Genomic DNA, 17726 nt, shown 5'->3' with positions numbered 1-17726 from the left:
GCTCCACATTCTGCACATGGAATCTTGTCGCTCATCTCGAACCTTTGAGTGCATAACAGCTTAGTAGTTTGGAAAATCCCTTTTTTCCCCACGGGATTTTCCCTTCTATCTTTTTTCGATTTCATCAATCTAGCGAACTACCTGCGCCATATCAACAACTTCATAACGAAGGTGTAAATTATTTTTGCAAAAAGCAGGGATTTTCCCTGCAAGCAACTTGCTTACAATAAATTTACTGACCACTGTTTATTTATACATGCTTATTTTTGAGGTTCGTGCAATGGTTTCACCATTTCTTGATCACGTAGCAGAGTTTATGACGGTTCGTCGTTATGCCAGGCGAACTGTGGATACTTACATTTATTGGATCCGCTTTTACATCCTGTTTAGTAAAAAGCAGCACCCTGCCAAGCTGGGTGATGCTGATGTCGAGCTGTTTTTAAACTATTTAGCCAATCAGCGCCATGTAGCGCCTCGTACACAGGCAACGGCTTTAAATGCACTTAGTTTTTTGTACAGCAAGGTGCTGCAAAAGCCGCTGTCGCTTAACCTTGAGTTTAACCGCTCTCAGGTGAGTCCAAAGCTTCCGGTGGTACTTACCCGACCTGAGGTTGCAGCACTTTTACGGCTGATCGACCCAAAGTACAAATTAATTGCGCAACTGATGTATGGCAGCGGTTTGCGTTTAATGGAAGCTGTTCGGCTGCGGGTGCAGGACATCGATTACGATTACCTGTCGGTGATGGTGTGGCAGGGGAAAGGCAACAAAAACCGCCGGGTCACACTTGCGCCCGAATTGGTTACAAGCCTGAAGCAACAAACTCAGCATGTGATGCAGTATTTTCAGGCAGATCTGGCGAACCCTGACTATGCCGGTGTATGGCTTCCCTTTGCACTAGCACGCAAAAACCCGAGTGCTCCCAAGCAGCTAGGCTGGCATTACTTGTTTCCGTCGATAAAACTCAGCCTGGATCCAGAATCAAAAAGCATTCGTCGGCATCATCTGGATGAATCCTGTGTACGGCGTGAAATCAAAATCGCCGCCCGCAAAGCGGAAATTCGTAAAAATGTCACCTGCCACACCCTACGCCATTCGTTCGCCACCCATTTGCTCGAATCCGGTGCCGATATCCGTACCGTGCAGGAACAATTGGGCCATACCGATGTACGCACCACGCAAATTTATACCCATGTGCTTAATCGTGGTGCCAGCGGTGTGAAAAGCCCGTTGTCGCAGTTGCTGTAATTAAAAAAGGCGCCGCAGCGCCTTTAGTCATTTGAATAGCCAGCTTTAAAAACAATCCCTTGGTACCCGCACCCAGCCTTCCATCAGCACCCGGGCGCTGCGGCTCATGCTGGCTTTGGTGACGACCCAATCGTCGTTTTGCTGCTCGGCCGCGGCCCCTACTTTGAGCGTGCCGGAGGGATGGCCAAAGCGCACTGCATCCAGCTTGCCGCCCCCGGCGGCCAGGTTGACCAAAGTGCCTGGAATCGCAGCTGCGGTGCCAATGGCTACAGCCGCAGTGCCCATCATGGCGTGGTGCAGCTTGCCCATCGAAAGCGCTCGCACTAGCAAGTCGATATCGGCAGCATCGACCGCTTTGCCACTGGATGCGCTGTAGCTTTTTGGCGGTGCAACAAAGGCAATTTTCGGCGTATGCTGCCGGCTGGCGGCTTCGGCTATATCGCTGATAAGGCCCATCTGCCGTGCGCCATAGGCCCGAATGGTTTCAAAGCGCTGTAACATTTCAGCACTGCCATTAATGGCATCTTGAAGCTCGGTGCCATCAAAGCCCAGATCGGCGGCATTTAAAAAGATGGTCGGGATGCCGGCGTTGATAAAGGTGGCCGGGAAACTGCCTACTCCAGGTACCTCCAGCGTATCGACCAGATTGCCGGTTGGGAACATAGCTCCGGTGGCATCGGCCGGATCCGTAAAGTCGATCACCACTTCAGCCGCCGGGAAAGTTACCCCATCGAGCTCAAAGTGTCCGGTTTCCTGCACCTCGCCGTTGGTGATTGGCACATGCGCAATAATGGTTTTGCCAATATTGGCTTGCCAAATCCGCACCGTGCAAATGCCGTTTTGCGGAATACGGCTGGCATCCACCAAACCATTGCTGATGGCAAAAGAGCCAACCGCAGCGGTTAGATTGCCGCAGTTGCCGCTCCAGTCGATAAAGGCCTTGTCGATGGCGACCTGACCAAACAGGTAATCGACATCGTGCTCCGGCTGGCTGCTTTTGCTTAAAATCACCGTTTTGCTGGTGCTGGAGGTCGCCCCGCCCATACCATCGGTGTGTTTGCCGTACGGGTCCGGGCTGCCAATCACCCGCAGCAGCAGTGCATCCCGCGCCGGGCCAGGCACCCTCGCCTGCTCTGGCAAATCGTCCAGCTTAAAAAATACCCCTTTCGAGGTTCCGCCACGCATGTAGGTGGCTGGTATACGGATCTGTGGTTGAAACATGGTTGTCTCCATAAAACTGAACTACCGGGCGGAACCTTAGCGGTAGAGGGAACTAGCGCCACGCATGTAGGTGGCTGGAATTTTAATTTGTGGCGCTGTCATCATTTGTACTCACAGTTGATCTAACGAAACACTGGTCTGTTCACGTAGGTTGGAATGCCATGAAAAGTCGACACAGAATGTCTGAAGGAGCGCGCCAGCAGCGACTGAGTTGCTGTGGCGAGCTTTTCGTGACATTGCAACCGGAGCCCAACCAGGGCCCCGGTATACTGTTACGCAGTTCCTTCCAAAAAGTCCTTGGCAAAACGCTGCAGCACCCCACCGGCCTCGTAAATCGACACTTCTTCAGCGGTATCCAACCGGCAACGTACCGGTACGTCAACCCTGTCACCATTGGCGCGATGGATCACCAGCGTTAGCGTAGCCCCTGGAGTGCGCTCACCGCGCACATCGAAGGTCTCAGTGCCGTCAATTTCAAGAGTTTTGCGGGTCGTGCCCGGTTCAAACTCCAGCGGCAGCACACCCATCCCAATCAAATTAGTACGGTGAATGCGCTCAAAGCCTTCTGCAGCAATGGCTTCCACCCCAGCCAGCCGTACACCTTTGGCAGCCCAATCGCGCGACGAACCCTGGCCGTAATCGGCACCGGCAATGATGATCAGCGGCTGCTTGCGCTCCATGTAGGTTTCAATGGCTTCCCACATCCGGGTGACTTTGCCTTCCGGTTCAATCCGCGCCAGTGAGCCCTGCTTCACCTTGCCGTCTTCCACCACCATTTCGTTAAACAGCTTGGGGTTGGCAAAGGTAGCACGCTGGGCGGTCAGGTGATCACCGCGGTGGGTGGCGTAAGAGTTAAAGTCCTCCTCTGGCACCCCCATCTTGGCCAGGTACTCACCAGCAGCGCTGTCGAGCATAATGGCGTTCGAGGGCGATAAGTGATCGGTAGTGATGTTATCGCCAAGCACCGCCAAAGGCCGCATGCCGGATAAGCTGCGCTCACCTGCCAGCGCCCCTTCCCAATACGGAGGGCGGCGAATGTAAGTACTTTGCGGCCGCCAGTCGTACAAGGGGCTGATTTGCTCGCCGTAATCGACGCTTACATCAAACATCGGCTCATAGACTTTGCGGAACTGCTCGGGTTTGACCGCCGCTTTCACCGCAGCATCAATCTCGGCATCGCTTGGCCATATGTCTTTGAGCGTCACCGGCTTGCCTTCGCTGTCATGGCCCAGCACATCTTTTTCAATATCAAACCGAATGGTACCGGCAATGGCGTAAGCCACTACCAGAGGTGGTGAGGCCAAAAACGCTTGCTTGGCGTAAGGGTGGATCCGGCCATCGAAGTTGCGGTTGCCCGACAGCACGGCGGTGGCGTACAGATCGCGCTCTATTACTTCTTGCTGGATCACCGGATCTAAAGCGCCACTCATGCCGTTGCAGGTGGTGCAGGCAAAGCCGACAATGCCAAAGCCCTGCTGCTCCAGCTCGGGTAGCAAGCCGGCTTCTTCTAAGTACAGCTGCACCGCTTTGGAGCCAGGGGCCAGTGAGGTTTTAACCCAGGGCTTGCGGCTTAAGCCTTTTTGGTTGGCATTGCGGGCCAGCAAGCCGGCAGCAATCACATTACGCGGGTTGCTGGTGTTGGTGCAGCTGGTAATGGCAGCGATAATCACAGCGCCATCCGGCATCTTGCCTTCTTCCAGCTGATAGCTAGCTGCAATGCCACGCGCTGCCAGATCACTGGTGTTCAAGCGGGCATGCGGGTTGGAAGGCCCGGCCATGGTGCGGCCGACGCTGGATAAATCAAAGCGCAGCACCCGCTCGTACTGGGCGGTTTTTAAGCTGTCCGACCATAACCCTGTGGTTTTGGCATAGGTTTCAACCAGCTTGACCTGCTCCGGCTCACGGCCGGTCAGCGTCAGGTAATCCAGTGTTTGCTGATCGATGGAGAACATCGCCGCGGTAGCGCCGTACTCCGGCGTCATATTGGAAATGGTAGCCCTGTCGCCCAGACTCAGACTATCAGCCCCTTCGCCAAAGAATTCCAGGTAGCTGGACACCACTTTTTCTTTACGCAAAAACTCGGTCAGTGCCAGCACCAGATCGGTCGCCATCACGCCCGGCTGGGCTTTGCCTACCAGCTCGACGCCAATGATATCCGGCAGCCGCATCCAGGAGGCCCGGCCCAGCATCACGCTTTCTGCTTCGAGACCACCCACCCCAATGGCAATCACGCCAAGCGCATCGACATGGGGGGTATGGCTGTCGGTACCGACCAGCGTATCCGGGAAAGCCACGCCGTCTTTGGCGTGCACTACCGGCGACATCCGCTCCAGATTGATCTGGTGCATAATGCCGTTGCCAGGCGGAATTACATCCACGTTTTTAAAGGCTTTTTTGGTCCAGTTGATAAAGTGGAAGCGATCGTCGTTGCGCCGATCTTCAATGGCGCGGTTTTTGGCAAAAGCGTCTTTATCAAAACCGGCGTGCTCAACGGCCAGCGAGTGATCGACAATCAACTGGGTTGGCACCACAGGGTTCACTTTGGCCGGATCGCCGCCTTGCTCAGCAATGGCATCGCGCAGGCCGGCCAAATCGACCAGCGCGGTCTGGCCTAAAATATCGTGGCAGACCACCCGGGCCGGAAACCAGGGGAAGTCCAGCTCTTTTTTACGTTCAATCAACTGGCGCAGCGCATCGGTCAGCATGGCCGGATCGCAGCGGCGCACCAGGTTTTCAGCCAACACCCGCGAGGTGTATGGCAAGGTATCGTAGGCACCGGGCTGAATGGCTTCAACCGCCTCGCGGGCGTCGAAGTAGTCCAGTTGGGTGCCTGGCAGTGGTTTACGGTAATTGGTATTCATCAGCATGCCCAGTCGTAGTGGGTGAAAATTAGCCAGCGAAGGGGCTATCCTTGTCCTGGTCCTTCCCCTTCGCTGTGTTTGCCTAGCTGTTTACTTAGCTTTTTACAAAGCCTCGTACTTAGCGCTCAGCAATCGGCGGTACCGGCCGTGGTGCCGGGCCGGTGTAATCGGCGCTTGGGCGAATAATACGGTTGTTGGCACGTTGCTCTTTCACATGCGCTGTCCAGCCGGTGACCCGTGACATCACAAAAATCGGCGTAAACAACTTGGTCGGAATGCCCATAAAATGGTAAGCCGAAGCATGGAAGAAATCGGCGTTGCAGAACAGTTTCTTCTCGCGCCACATCACTTCTTCGCAGCGTACCGACACATCGTACAAACGGCTGTCGCCAAACTCAGCGGCCAGTTTTTCCGACCACTCTTTGATGATGGCATTGCGTGGATCTTTTTCACGGTAGACCGCATGGCCAAAGCCCATGATTTTCTCTTTGCGCTCCAGCATGCCCAGCAGGGTTTGCTCGGCTTCGTCCGGGTTTTGCATGGTTTCAATCAGTTCCATGGCCGCTTCGTTGGCACCGCCGTGCAGTGGGCCGCGCAAAGAGCCAATGGCGCCGGTGACGCAAGAATGAATATCCGACAAGGTCGAGGCACAAACACGAGCGGTAAAGGTCGAGGCATTGAACTCGTGCTCGGCATACAAAATTAACGAGGCATGCATCACTTTTTCATGCAGCGGGCTTGGCTTTTTATCGTGCAGCATATGCAGGAAGTGGGCACCGATGGAGTCGTCGTCGGTGTCGGTTTCTACCCGCACGCCATCGTGGCTGAAGCGGTACCAGTACACGACGATGGCCGGGAACAACGCCAGCATCCGCTCGATGTGCTGATCGGCCTCTGAAAAGTCCGCTTCGGTTTCCAGGTTGCCCAGCATCGAGCAGCCGGTACGCATAACATCCATCGGGTGGGCGCTGGCCGGAATGCGCTCCAGCACGTCTTTGAGTGCCTGTGGCAGCTTACGCAGTTGCTTTAACCGGGCTTTGTACTCGGCCAGTTGGCCGGCATTTGGCAACTCGCCATGGGCCAGCAGGTACGCCACTTCTTCAAACTCGGCCACAGCGGCCAGCTCAGAGATATCGTAGCCATAGTAGGTTAAACCGGAGCCGGATTGACCGACTGTACAAAGGGCGGTTTGTCCTGCTACTTGTCCGCGCAGACCTGCGCCACCTAAAGCTTTATCGACCATGATTGTTGTCCTCTTGTTCTGTTGATTTGAATAGGGTTCTGATTATTCGCTGCTTGCAAAGGCCGGCTGGCAATTCTGTTGGCACAGCCAGAGGATGTCTGACTGAGCGCTCGCGCGAAGGAGTTGCTATGGCGAGCACAACAGAGATTGGCAGACGGCCTATAACACGGCAACTACTTCTTTTGGCTAAACAACTGATCCAGCTTGTCTTCAAAGCTGTGGTAATTCAGAAAATCGTACAGCTCCATCCGGGTTTGCATGTCGTCGATCACCGCTTTCTGATCGCCCTGCTGCAAAATGTTTTCGTACACTTTTAATGCGGCCTTGTTCATGGCCCTAAAGGCACTCAGTGGATACAGCACCATGGCCACGCCGACACTGGCCAGCTCGTCTTTGTTGAACAAGGGCGTTTGGCCAAACTCGGTGATGTTGGCCAGTACCGGCACATCCAGCGCCTTGGTAAAGGCCTGGTACTGCTCCAGCGTGTGCACGGCTTCGGCAAAGATGGCATCTGCACCGGCGGCCTGGCAGGCCAGGGCCCGCTCAATGGCCGCATCCACACCTTGCTGCGCTAAGGCATCGGTGCGCGCCATAATAAAAAACTGCTCATCGCTGCGGGCATCGACCGCGGCTTTGACCCGGTCGACCATTTCGTCCAGCGACACGATTTCTTTGTTCGGCCGGTGACCACAGCGCTTTTGCGCCACCTGATCTTCAATATGAAAACCAGCAGCGCCGGCACGGGTCATTTCTTTCACGGTACGGGCAATGTTAAAAGCGCCGCCCCAGCCGGTATCGGCATCGACCAGGAGTGGCACTTCGGTCGCGCCGGTGATGCGGCGGATGTCTTCACAGACATCGTTCAAGGAAGTCATGCCCAAATCCGGCAAGCCAAAGGAGGCATTGGCGACACCGGCACCGGATAAATACAAGGCTTTATGACCCACCCGCTCGGCCATCATGGCGGTGTAGGCATTGATGGTGCCGACCAGTTGCAAAGGTTGATTGTCGACAATGGCCTGACGCAGCCGGGCTCCGGCGCTAAAATGAGTGCTCATGCTTGATTCCCCGTTAGTTGCAATTCAATGTTTCGCCGTGACGCGCCTATGTGGCGGCGCATCAGTAAATCGGCCAGTTCACCATCGCGGTTGGCAATGGCATGGATGATGGCTTTGTGTTCATCAAAGGCCCGCGACACCCGCGGCCCGTTCATGCCTAACTGCACCCGGTACATCCGGACCAGAAAGTATAGCTCATCACATAAAATGTTGATTAAGTATGGATTTTTGCTGCCAAGAATAATGCGGTAATGAAAATCCAGATCGCCCGCTTCCTGGTAGTAGCTCTCGCCTTCGCGCACCCGCTGGGTGCTGAGGTGCTGGTCGAGCAAGGCGCGCACTTCAGCAATTTCGGCATCGGTCATCTGCTCGGCGGCAAGTCGGCAGGCCAGGCCTTCCAGCTCTTCGCGCAATTGATAGAGCGATATCAGCCCTTCTTTCGAGAGCGTCACGACCCGGGCACCGGCATTGGGGATGCGCTCAATCAGATGGCAGCGCTCCAGCCGTGCCAGCGCTTCACGCAGAGGCGCCCGGCTTAAATCAAAGCGCCGCGCCAGTTCAGGCTCGCTGATTTTGCTGCCGGCCGGGATATCCCCTTCCACAATGGCGCGTTGTATTTCCAGCAGCACACGGTCGGCTGCTGTCACCGGCATCCGCCAGATTGGGCTTTGCGTTGTCATCAAATTGCCACACCATCCACGCTAAATTGTCGACAGATAAAAATGATAATGCAGTTTTAGTGGCTATTGTACCGATTGTCAAGCAAAGCAACCTAAAGATTGTCGACAATAACACCAAAGTTGTAGCCAGATCATGCCAGTTTCAGCTTTCTGCAGCCGACAGATGATCCCACCATCCGTTTCAAGTACAATAATCGCCCTTTACTCTTTGGCGACCCGCACCATGTCCAATGCAAAAACTTACCCCATCGTCACCCTGGCTGCTGGCCGGGAAAAAGCGTTAAAACGCCGTCATCCGTGGATCTTTTCCAAAGCGGTGCATGCAGTCAAAGGCACCCCCAACGCCGGTGATACCGTCGATGTGGTGAGCTTTGATCAAACCTGGCTGTGCCGGGCGGCCTATTCACCCAAGTCGCAAATCCGTTTACGGGTCTGGACAGAGCAACAAAGTGAAGCCATTGATCAGGCCTTTTTTGAAAAGCGCATTCAGCGGGCACAGGGCCTGCGCAGCCTCTGGTTTGCCGATCAGGATACCACTGGCTACCGGCTGGTGGCGGCCGAGTCCGATGACCTGCCAGGCATTATTATTGACCGTTTTGCCGATGTACTGGTCTGTCAGCTACTCTCAGCGGGTGCCGAGGCCAATCGCAAGCACCTGCTGGCTGCGCTAAAAGCGCTCTACCCCGGCTGCAGCATTTACGATCGCTCCGATGTCGAGGTGCGCAAAAAAGAAGGGCTGGAACTGAAATCCGGCTGGCTGCATCAGCCACTGCAAAGCACCGAAGTGATCATTCGTGAGCATGGCATGCACATATTGGTGGATGTGGCCGAGGGCCATAAAACCGGTTTTTACCTCGATCAGCGCGCCAATCGTCTGCGCCTGCGCCAGTTGGCCGCCGGCAAAACCGTGCTGAATTGCTTTAGCTACACCGGTACTTTTGGCGTGGCGGCTCTGCTTGGTGGTGCCACAGAGGTAATCAACGTCGATGCCTCTGAAAGCGCCCTCGCCTTGTCTGAGCGTCAATTAGCGTTAAATGGCCTGAAACCAGAGCAAGCCAGCCATGTGAAACAGGATGTGTTTAAGCTGCTGCGCCAGTACAAAGAAGAAGGCAAGCAGTTTGATCTGCTGATTCTGGACCCGCCGAAATTTGCCGACAACAAAGGCCAGTTGATGGGCGCCTGCCGTGGCTACAAAGACATCAACCGGGTGGCGATGCAGTTGGTAAAACCGGGCGGCTTGCTGCTGACTTTTTCCTGCTCCGGCCTGATGGAAGACAGCTTGTTCCAGAAAGTGGTGGCTGATGCGGCGTTGGACGCTGGTCGCGACTGTTTGTTTGTGGAGCGGATGCAGCAAGATGCCGATCACCCGGTCGCCAGCTTCTACCCGGAAGGTCACTACTTAAAAGGATTGATCTGCTACCTGCCTTAACCCCGTAATCAACCGCAGACACCCGCTAATTCCATACAAAATGCGGGTGTTTGTTGGCACTGCCTTTTGCTATGCTGCCATTCACTTAGTCATACAATTGTCACACAGGGATCTGCATGAAAACGCTGTTTTGTTCTTTATTGCTAGCCACCAGCCTGAGCGTCAGCGCCAGCTGGCAGCTCGATAACAACCAGTCACGGCTGGATTTTGTCTCTCTAAAAAATGATGTCGCTGCCGAAGTCCATCAATTTAGTCAGTTAAAAGGCCATTGGCAGGACGATGGTAGCCTGAGCATTGAAATTGCTGTGGCAGGGTTACAAACCCATATTCCAATCCGCGATGATCGCATGTGGCAGTATTTGTTCAAACTGGACGATTACCCACTGATTAGCGCCACCGGCACTGTCAGCCCGGATGCCATCGCCGATTTAGCCATTGGCAGCAGCAAAACAGTGCGGGTTCCCTTGCAATTGACCATCGTTGGTCAAACACAGCGGGTGCAAAGTGAAGTGCTGGTTACCCGGTTGGCTGAGAACAGCCTGCAAGTGAATACCCAAGCGCCTATTATGGTGAACGGGGATCAATTTGGTTTAACTGAAGGTTTAAACCGGCTGCGCGATCTGGCCGGGCTGCAAAATATCAACCCGATGGTGCCGGTCACTTTTACCGTGCGGTTTGAAAAGTAACTGCGTTACAAAACGAACGAAACTTACGAAACTGAAGACAGTTATGAAAAAATAGTGCAGCCCGGTTTATATCGGGCTGCCTTACTACAGACTAATTCATATCGATAAAAGCCAGCCCCAGCTGGTAGCTTTCCCCACTTTCCTGACCACAGCGCATCACTTTGGCGGTTGCATCCAGCGGTGGCACACTGTTATTGGCAGACTCCAGCCGGACCCGAATCAAGGTGCCCATTTCCAGCGGCTCATTGATATCGACCGACATGCCAGAGGCACTTAAATCCCGGCAAATGCCATCAATGGTGCGGCCTGCTTCCGGATCATTGATCAAAAGCTGTACATCGGCATTGACCATCATGCGGTAAAAATGGCGCTTATCGCTTTGGTTTAACATCACTACTCCCCCAGCTTGTCCTTGCTTAATGTGTTTGTACCTAACACATTAGTTATATAGCTTTAACGGATGCCTGTAAAGGCAGGATTGAAAACACCGGTAGATTTAAGCCTCAGGCTGCAGACGACTTCGCGTCACTGATGGCATTGAGCACCCGCTTGAGTGAAATCGGATAGGCCGTGCCTAAGGTTTGCGCGAACAGCGATACTTTCAACTCTTCTATCATCCAGCGGATCTCCGCCACAGGCTCAGGCAATACAGCAAGGGTTTTGTAATGGCCCAGCAATGCCTGATAAGCTTCTTCAGCGCGCTGGTAATCGTGCATCATCAACCGGTCGCGGTGCGGATCTATCGGTAGTTTCTCCAGCCGTTTCTCTATCGCTTTTAAATAGCGCAGAATATCCGCTAATCTGGCTGCGCCATGCTGGCTGACAAAGCCTTTAAACAGCAAGCTTGCCAGATGCTGTTTGACTTCACCCTGCGCCTGCACATGGGCTAAATCCACCTTGCCCTTTAAGCGCTTTTGGATCTGGTGACCGAGCGACAAAATTTGCTCCACCTGCAAGGCAATGGCCAACACCCGCTCGTTCAGCTCAGCCCGTACAGCCTCTTTGATGTGTTGAAATTGCTGTTGGTTGTGTGGAAAGTCCTGCTCTGCCAGCATGGCATCCACCGCCGCCGCAATGCAGTCGTCTATCAGCTCCAGCACCTTGCCAAAAGGATTAAAATAAAGCCCAAGCTTGGCCTTGTTCGGCAACGACTCCTGCAAGTATTTCACCGGCGATGGAATATTCAGCAATATCAAGCGGCGTAGACCAAGCAAGCTGGTTTGCCTGGCTAGAGCGGCATGGTCCAGCAGCTTAATGGCGACTGAGTCGCCCTCATCTACCAGCGCCGGATAGGCCTTTATCTCGTAACCCGCCTGCAGCTGCACGTACTCACTGGGTAACTGACCAAAGCTCCAGTCGGTCAGCTGTTGCTGCTCGATATCCGGCTCTGCCACCTCACTCAAAGTTTGCTGCACATCCCCCTGCAATTGCTGCTTTAACAGGGCCAGTGAACGCCCCTGCACCATCAGCTTGCCGCTGGCATCGACCACTTTAAAATTCATCTGCAAATGGGCAGGTAAACTGACCAGGTCCCAGGCATCATCCGGGATGGTGGTACCGGACATCCGTCGCAACTGAGCGGTCACCGCCTCCAGCAGCTTGCCCTGGCCAGGTTGCAGCACCTGCAGCAGAGCATCGGCGTAATTGGGTGCCGGTACAAATTGGCGGCGGTAATTTTTCGGCAGCGATTTAATGAGCGCCACCAGCAACTCATGCAACAGGCCCGGGATTAGCCAGTCAAAGCCTTGATCGTTGATTTGATTCAGCAGCGCCAGCGGGATCACCAGACTGACCCCATCGTCCGGCTCGCCCGGTGCAAAATGATAGCTCAGCGGCAACTTCAGATTGCCCTGGCTCCATACATCCGGGAACTGTCCTTCGCCAATGTCATCGGCAGCACGCTTTTTCAGGGCTTCGGGGTCAAAGTGCAAAAAGCGTTTGTCTTCTTTGCGTTTTTGCTGCCACCATTTGCTGAAATCAACGCGGTTATTGGCTGCCAGCGGCACGCGCGCGGCGTAAAACTGCACCAGATCCTCTTCATCCACCAGAATATCGCGGCGCCGGCTTTTATCTTCCAGCGCGATCACTTCATCCAGCAGCTTGCGATTGTGCGCCAAAAAGGCTTCCTGCTGTCCCAGCTCTTCATGCACCAGGGCTTCACGAATAAAGATCTGGTGGCAGGTCGCAGCATCGATGCTGCAGTACAGCACTGGCCGTTTGCCGACAATGATCACGCCATACAAACTGACTTGCTCAAAAGCAATAACAGCCCCGCGCTTTTTCTGCCAGTGCGGCTCGCTGTAGCTGCGGCTGACCAGGTGTTCGGCCAAAGGCTCCACCCAGTCCGGCTCTATTTTTGCCAGGCTGCGGGCGTAGAGTTTGGAGGTTTCCACCCATTCGGACGCCATCACCCATTTGGGTTTGCGTTTAAATAAGTGACTACCGGGAAAGGCATAAAAGCGGGTTTGCCGCGGCCCCAGATAATCGGCTTCGGCATCTTTGCAACCAATCTGCCCGAGCAAACCACTAAGCAGACTGCGGTGAATTTCGGCATAGCCTGCTGTGGCCTGATTGGCACGAAAACCAAGCTCCTGCATCAGTTGCGTCAGCTGATAGACCAGATCCTGCCACTCCCGCACCCGCAGGTAGTTGAGTAACTCGGTTTTGCACAGTTTGCGAAACTGATTGTTGCTCAATTCCTCCTGCTGCTGTTGCAAGTACTGCCAGAGCTTGAGGTAACTGACAAAGTCCGAGTCCTGATCGGCAAAGCGACTATGCAGCTCATCAGCTTTTTGCTGTTTATCCAGCGGCCGTTCGCGCGGATCCTGAATCGATAATGCTGCTACGATCACCACCACTTCACTCAGCGCCTGCTGTTTTGGCGCTTCGAGCAGCATGCGGCCAAGCCGGGGATCAATCGGCAAACGTGCCAATTGACGGCCAAGCTCGGTCATTTGCAACTGACCGGCTTTGCGTTTGGTTTCAACCGCTCCTAGCTCTTCCAGCAGCTTGATGCCATCGGTGACAAAACGGCTGTCGGGCCGCTGCAAAAACGGAAAAGCATCAATGCTGCCAAGACGCAAAGACAACATCTGCAAAATAACCGACGCTAAGTTGGTACGCAGGATCTCCGGATCGGTGTACTCCGGCCGGTTTAAAAAGTCCTCTTCACTGTAGAGCCGGATGCAAATACCAGCCGCAACCCGGCCACAACGGCCTTTGCGCTGATTGGCGCTGGCCTGGCTGATGGGTTCAATCGGCAGCTGCTGCACTTTCGAGCGGTAACTGTAACGGGAAATGCGGGCGGTACCGGGGTCAATCACATAGCGGATCCCCGGCACCGTCAATGAGGTTTCAGCCACATTGGTGGCCAGCACAATGCGCCGGCCCGGGTGCGATTGAAACACCCGGTTTTGTTCGCTGGCACTTAAACGCGAATACAGCGGCAGGATCTCGGTATGCGGCAGTTTCAGTTTTTCCAGCGCATCGGCGGTATCACGAATTTCACGCTCGCCGTTTAAAAACACCAGAATATCGCCCGGCGGCTCGCGGTACAGCTCCTCCACCGCATCGAACAGGTTTTGCAGCTGATCGCGATCTTTATCGTCCTGTTCAGCCTTCTCATCGAAAGGCCGGTAACGCACCTCCACCGGGTAAGTACGGCCCGAGACTTCAATCACCGGCGCATCATTAAAGTGTCTGGAAAAGCGCTGCGGATCGATGGTGGCCGACGTGATAATCACCTTCAAATCCCGCCGTTTTGGCAGCAACTGTTTCAGGTACCCCAGCAAAAAATCGATGTTCAGGCTGCGTTCGTGCGCCTCATCAATAATCAGGGTGTCGTACTGATTTAAGAAACGGTCCTGCTGCATTTCTGCCAGCAGCACCCCATCGGTCATCAGTTTAATGCGGGTCTGCTCGGAAGTATGATCGCCAAAGCGAATTTTAAAACCAACCTCTTTACCAGGCTCTACCCCCAGCTCTTCGGCAATGCGATTGCTGACACTGCGTGCAGCCAAACGCCGCGGCTGGGTGTGGCCTATCATACCGGCAACACCGCGCCCCAGCTCCAGGCAAATTTTCGGCAACTGGGTGGTTTTGCCCGAGCCGGTTTCACCGGCAATCACCACCAACTGGTGCTTAGCAATGGCCGCTTTGATGTCGTCTTTTTTTGCCACCACCGGCAGCTCGGCCGGATAGTTCAGTGACAGCACCTGGCTACCTCGTTGCTGGCGCAGGGCAACCGAGCGCTCCAGCTCCTGCGCTATCGTGGCCTGTGCTTTATTACGCTTTGTTTCATCGCTGATTTTTTTCAGACCATGCAGGCGCTTTTGCAAACGGAATTGATCTTTTTGCATGGCGAAACGAAGCTGCCGGTGCAGTTCGTGGAGCGACAATGGACTGGGAATGGACTTGGGTTCAGACAAAAAAACGCCCTCAGCAGAATAAGGGCGTTATGCTAGCAAGAAGCGCAAAGCGCTGCAATCAAACGGCTTTGCGATAATGCGAATTCATTTCCTTATCGATGGCAGCCAGAACATGGCTACGGCTGATGATACCAAGCAGATGGTTGTTGTCATCGACCACCGGATACAACTTGGGTTTCAGCTTAAGCATGGTTTGCGCCAAATCGATGATGCCATCGTACGCTTTTACCGACAACACCTCGGTTTGCATGATATCGCGCACATGCGCCACCTGCTGGTCGTGGTAGGTGGATTTTAGCATTAAGGCGAGACAATCCTGCTCGGATAAAAAACCGATCACCTTATTCTGCTCATCCACCACCGGCCCGCCGGTCTGGTTGCTGATGGTGAGCCGATCGGCTGCCAGCTCCACCGTCATATCCGCAGTAAAGGTCACCGGATGGTTGTTCATGTAATCGCCTACTTTCAGTAAGTCCATGTTTCCTCCTGAAGACACATTGCTTGCTTTAAGCCTAGCTTAAACTGGTAAAACTGCCGGATTTTAGTCAGCAAAAAACCACTGACTGCTGACTTTTTAGCCAGTTACTCGTCAGCAAAAATTGCCGTCAAGGCCGGTTGATTGCTACCAATCTTACCGCGGTACATACCTGGTGTGTTAAAAGACCAGCTAAGCTCGCCTTTGGCATCCACCACAATGACACCACCGGTGCCACCAACCGGCAGCAATACATCCTGGATCACGGCATCGGCAGCAGCTTTGGCGGAAACGCCCTGATACTTCACTCGGGCACAGATATCGGAAGCCACCTGGTAACGGATAAAGTACTCACCATGACCGGTGGCAGAAACGGCGCAGCTGCTGTTATCGGCATAATTTCCAGCTCCTATGATGGGTGCATCGCCAATCCGGCCATAGCGCTTGCCGGTCATGCCGCCGGTAGACGTTGCTGCCGCCAGATTGCCCTGACTATCAATGGCAACAGCCCCAACGGTGCCCATTTGCCAGTTTGGATCACGCACCATGTTAGCCTGGTGCGGCACCGCACCTTCAGCCGCTTTCATGCGCTTGAGCGCTTCATAGCGAAACTCGGTGTTAAAGTAACTGTTATCGACCTGCTCCAGGCCCTTCTCTGCAGCAAACTGCTCGGCACCGGCGCCGGATAACATCACATGCACCGACTCCGTCATCACCTTATGCGCCAGCAAAATAGGGTTCTTGACAGTACTGACCCCAGCCACAGCACCGGCATTTAAGGTCGCACCATCCATAATCGAAGCATCCAGTTCATGGCGTTCATCCCAGGTATAAACCGCCCCTTTACCAGCGTTGAACAGCGGATTGTCTTCTAAGATGGTGACCGCTTTGATGGCTGCTTCCAGGCTGGAGCCACCGGCTTGCAAAATAGCATAGCCCTGCTCCAGCGCCAGTCGCAGTCCGTCATGGTAAGCTTGTTCCTGTTCGGGTGATAAGTTAGCGCGTTCTATGGTGCCGGCACCGCCGTGGATCACCAGGCCAAGGGGGGTGTCTGCTGCCGCGGCTAAGCCGGTGCTGAGTGCAGAGGTTAAAGCAGCTGCCATCAATGTCTTACGCATCTTGTATGTCCTGTGGTTATCGAAGTGGTGGATAGGCTAGTTGTAACCGATCTCAGCAGCACTGACAAATTTGTGCGTTTGATGGCACTGGCTTTGCGGTAGATCAAAGCCAGCCTTGGGGTTCAGCGCTAGGATGGCGTGGTTCCTGGTATACCCAAGTAACCTCAAGATGCGAGTTTCAGAGCCTTTGGGCGCTTTCAATGCAAGGCACACTGGCGACGCAATGTCGACCACCTTGCTAGCCAGGGTAACATCGCAGTGGAAGCGCCCAGAGGCTCCCGAAGGGCGGGGTTAAAAGCGCTTTAAGCGGCGTTAGCTGTTGTCGATTTGGAACCACCAAACCTTCCAACAACTGCCTTGCCTAAAGCGCTTTTATCTCCCGCTGAAGCCTGCATCTTGAGGTCACTTGGGTATATCTCCAGACACCAACCTAGTCTGCTGACATTTTAAGCGCCGCTTGCCGGCGCTTTTTTTTGTCCGCATCGCGGCATAAGCTGCGACTGAAGCCGTGATGTCAGAAGAAACGACTGAAACTAAAAAACAACTGAAATCCGCGACGCCTGTCGGTCAGTGGGCTGTCGGCTATCGCATCATCGTACCAGCGGTGATCCAGGCCTAACCGGGTCATGCCACCGAAAAAGATCGGGGTGGCTACCGACACGCCAACCCCGGGATTCCATGCACTACCCGCCTGATAGGCCGGCCGGTTGCTGGTGGCTTCCTCCGGGCGCACGCCATAGTAATAATTCACCAGCCGGGCGTTGCTGTAATCCAGACTGACGTGCGGCTCAACAAAAACCGGGCCAAAGCGATGCTGGTAGCCAATGCGATTGCGTACTTCGTAGCCATCGGAGTTGCCGAGTACATCGTGCAGCCAGGATGTTTCCAGCCGGATATTCTGCCAGTCGTAACGCAGGCCAACACCCGCATCCATTGAGGTTTTGCGTTTTTGCATGCCTTCAAAGACCGGGCTTTTCGAGGCATCGGTACCGGCAAAGCGTGGGGCTATCCGCGCCGTTAGCGTCAAGCCGTCTTGTTGCAGCAACTCATAACTGATAAAAGGCCCATACACCGATAGGCGCTCGCCCCGGTACCCAATCACCGGAATGGGCACTATTCGTCTGCGGTAATCCTGATACAGCTCCTGATTCAGCCCCACCCCAATGCCATAGATAAAGCCACGTGGCTCAGGCCGGACGGTCTCGCTATCTGCATAGGCAGATGGCTGCCAAAACAGGCTCACAGCGATGAAGGTAGTACAAAGGGTGTAGCGGTATCTCAT

General features: G+C 54.3%; 13 protein-coding genes. 3 read left to right on the top strand and 10 right to left on the bottom strand.

The annotated features are described in order from the left end of the window. Positions 1-280 precede the first annotated feature (280 nt). Positions 281-1246: an integron integrase gene (locus QWY20_RS08050; protein WP_330128499.1), complete on the top strand. Its 966-nt coding sequence runs from the start codon at positions 281-283 to the stop codon at positions 1244-1246. Positions 1247-1291: 45 nt separating this feature from the next. Here QWY20_RS08050 and prpF read toward each other — a convergent pair whose 3' ends face one another. The 5 genes from prpF to QWY20_RS08025 all read right to left on the bottom strand — a co-directional run bounded on the left by prpF (position 1292) and on the right by QWY20_RS08025 (position 8309). Continuing rightward, on the bottom strand, positions 1292-2467 hold the full coding sequence (gene prpF / locus QWY20_RS08045) for a 2-methylaconitate cis-trans isomerase PrpF (RefSeq protein ID WP_330128498.1): 1176 nt from the start codon (positions 2465-2467) through the stop codon (positions 1292-1294). Positions 2468-2739: 272 nt separating this feature from the next. Beyond that, positions 2740-5328 carry a Fe/S-dependent 2-methylisocitrate dehydratase AcnD gene (gene acnD / locus QWY20_RS08040; RefSeq protein WP_330128497.1) on the bottom strand — a complete coding sequence of 863 codons (2589 nt, stop codon included), beginning with the start codon at positions 5326-5328 and terminating at the stop codon, positions 2740-2742. Positions 5329-5446: 118 nt separating this feature from the next. After that, a complete protein-coding gene (gene prpC / locus QWY20_RS08035) occupies positions 5447-6571 on the bottom strand; it encodes a bifunctional 2-methylcitrate synthase/citrate synthase (protein WP_330128496.1) in 1125 nt (374 codons plus the stop codon). Positions 6572-6744: 173 nt separating this feature from the next. After that, positions 6745-7629: a methylisocitrate lyase gene (prpB, locus tag QWY20_RS08030; protein WP_330128495.1), complete on the bottom strand. Its 885-nt coding sequence runs from the start codon at positions 7627-7629 to the stop codon at positions 6745-6747. Further along, complete coding sequence (locus QWY20_RS08025) at positions 7626-8309, bottom strand: GntR family transcriptional regulator (protein WP_305944888.1); 684 nt, start codon at positions 8307-8309, stop codon at positions 7626-7628. Before QWY20_RS08025 ends, prpB begins: the two co-directional genes overlap by 4 nt. 223 nt (positions 8310-8532) lie before the next feature. Here QWY20_RS08025 and QWY20_RS08020 point away from each other — a divergent pair, with 223 nt between their 5' ends. Both QWY20_RS08020 and QWY20_RS08015 read left to right on the top strand, forming a co-directional pair. Beyond that, positions 8533-9738, top strand: a complete 1206-nt coding sequence (locus tag QWY20_RS08020; protein WP_330128494.1) for a class I SAM-dependent methyltransferase — start codon at positions 8533-8535, stop codon at positions 9736-9738. Positions 9739-9854: 116 nt separating this feature from the next. Further along, positions 9855-10424, top strand: coding sequence for a YceI family protein (locus tag QWY20_RS08015; protein WP_330128493.1), 570 nt, complete (start codon positions 9855-9857; stop codon positions 10422-10424). A gap of 91 nt (positions 10425-10515) precedes the next feature. Here the strand turns inward: QWY20_RS08015 and QWY20_RS08010 are convergent, their stop codons facing one another. The 5 genes from QWY20_RS08010 to QWY20_RS07990 all read right to left on the bottom strand — a co-directional run bounded on the left by QWY20_RS08010 (position 10516) and on the right by QWY20_RS07990 (position 17726). Further along, positions 10516-10815, bottom strand: coding sequence for a PilZ domain-containing protein (locus QWY20_RS08010; protein WP_330128492.1), 300 nt, complete (start codon positions 10813-10815; stop codon positions 10516-10518). Between the two features lie 112 nt (positions 10816-10927). Then, the gene (gene hrpA / locus QWY20_RS08005) at positions 10928-14821 is read right to left on the bottom strand and encodes an ATP-dependent RNA helicase HrpA (RefSeq protein WP_330128507.1); all 3894 of its coding nucleotides are present in this window, start codon (positions 14819-14821) and stop codon (positions 10928-10930) included. A gap of 88 nt (positions 14822-14909) precedes the next feature. Next, a complete protein-coding gene (locus QWY20_RS08000; protein WP_330128491.1) occupies positions 14910-15329 on the bottom strand; it encodes a CBS domain-containing protein in 420 nt (139 codons plus the stop codon). A 104-nt stretch (positions 15330-15433) separates the two neighbouring features. Further along, complete coding sequence (locus QWY20_RS07995; protein WP_330128490.1) at positions 15434-16444, bottom strand: isoaspartyl peptidase/L-asparaginase family protein; 1011 nt, start codon at positions 16442-16444, stop codon at positions 15434-15436. 514 nt (positions 16445-16958) lie between these two features. Next, a complete protein-coding gene (locus tag QWY20_RS07990; protein ID WP_330128489.1) occupies positions 16959-17726 on the bottom strand; it encodes a MipA/OmpV family protein in 768 nt (255 codons plus the stop codon).

The organism is Alkalimonas cellulosilytica (assembly GCF_036325985.1).
In the GTDB taxonomy this organism is placed as follows: Bacteria; Pseudomonadota; Gammaproteobacteria; order Enterobacterales; family Alteromonadaceae; genus Alkalimonas; species Alkalimonas cellulosilytica.
The sequence above is the reverse complement of the archived record's forward strand: the minus strand, read 5'-3'. Positions and strand labels throughout refer to the sequence as shown.